Genomic DNA, 1507 nt, shown 5'->3' on the forward strand with positions numbered 1-1507 from the left:
CCGCAGGCGGTGTCGAGGGCTTCTTCGGGAGTGCCTGAGGGCCATCCGTTTGGCAGGGCGGCTTGTTGGTAGTCGTTGTGGCTGGCGCGGTAGATCGCAAAGCCCCAGTTGCTGGCTGATCCGGCGTAGCGCAGTCGGCAGAGCTTGACTTCGTCGCCGTCGGTCAAGGTGGCATCGACGTAGGCAAACCCGGCCCGGTAGCGGGTGTGCAGTTCCTGGATCTGGGGCCACCGTTCGGACGCGCGCGCCAGGAGTTTCTGTCGCAGTGAGGTCTGGGTCGACTCGGGAATCTTGGCCATGATCTCCATCATCGCCGCCGCCCGTTCTCGCCCTCGACTTCCGGCTTGTTCCGGCGTGGCGGCTTGGCGGTCGCCTCCGGCTGGGCCAGAAATGAACATGCCTCCCACCAGCGCCGACATCGTCATCCTCACCGACAAGGAACGCGACGAGCTGACCCGCCGCGCGAACGCTGCCCGCTGTGCGCACCGTGACGTACTGCGCGCCCGGATCGTCCTGGCCGCCGCAGACGGTGACGCGAACGCTGTGATCGCCCGCGACATCGGGGTGTGTGACGACACCGTGCGCCAGTGGCGTCATCGCTTCTGCGCCGAGCGCCTCGAGGGGCTCAAAGACCGGCCCCGCTCGGGACGGCCGCGCGTGTTCACCCCCGTCGAGGTCGCCCAGGTCAAAGCGTTGGCGTGTACGCGTCCGGCTGACCACGGTCTGCCGCTGACCAGATGGTCGGCCGCCGAGCTGAGAGCCCACGCCGTGGCCACCGGGCTGGTGCGCCCGGTGGCCACGGCGACGATCGGGCGCTGGCTGGCCGCCGATGCGATCAAGCCGTGGCAGCACCGATCGTGGATCTTCCCTCGCGACCCCAACTTCGCCGTCAAGGCCACCCGGGTGCTGGATCTGTACCACCGCCGCTGGAACGGCATCGAGTTAGGCGATGATGAGTACGTCATCAGTGCTGACGAGAAATCGCAGCTCCAAGCCCTCAAACGCCGTCACGCCGAGACTCCCGCCAGGCCCGGTCAGCCGCGGCGCGTGGAGTTCGAGTACCGCCGCGGTGGGACGTTGGCCTACTTCGCCGCCTACGACGTCCACCGTGCCCGCGTGATAGGGATGACCGCATCAAAGACCGGGATCGCCCCGTTCACCGAACTGGTCGAGCAGGTGATGACCCAGGAACCCTACGCCAGCGCCAAGCGAGTGTTCTGGGTCGTCGACAACGGCTCATCCCACGCAGGTCAGGCCTCGATCGACCGAATGAGCCAGGCGTTTCCCAACGCGGTCCTGGTGCACCTACCGGTGCACGCCTCGTGGCTCAACCAGGTCGAGATCTACTTCTCGATCCTGCAGCGCAAAGCCATCGCCACCGGCGACTTCGCAAACCTCGACGACCTCGCCGCACGCATCCTCAACTTCGAGAATCGCTACAACCACAGCGCTGAACCGTTCGGCTGGAAGTACACCCGCGATGACCTCAACCGCCACCTCGACCGTC

At 66.6% G+C, this 1507-nt stretch carries 2 protein-coding genes; one reads left to right on the plus strand and one right to left on the minus strand.

Features of this window, described 5'->3' with window-relative positions; translation table 11 throughout:
• A partial coding sequence (locus ABD250_RS18000) for a hypothetical protein (protein ID WP_344393592.1) occupies positions 1 to 311 on the minus strand: 311 nt, incomplete at its 3' end.
• Between the two features lie 85 nt (positions 312 to 396).
• Here ABD250_RS18000 and ABD250_RS18005 point away from each other — a divergent pair.
• Positions 397 to 1507, plus strand: a 1111-nt coding sequence (locus ABD250_RS18005) for an IS630 family transposase (RefSeq protein WP_344393594.1), incomplete at its 3' end; no start/stop codon positions are given.

The organism is Dietzia cercidiphylli (assembly GCF_039531545.1).
In the GTDB taxonomy this organism is placed as follows: domain Bacteria; phylum Actinomycetota; class Actinomycetes; order Mycobacteriales; family Mycobacteriaceae; genus Dietzia; species Dietzia natronolimnaea.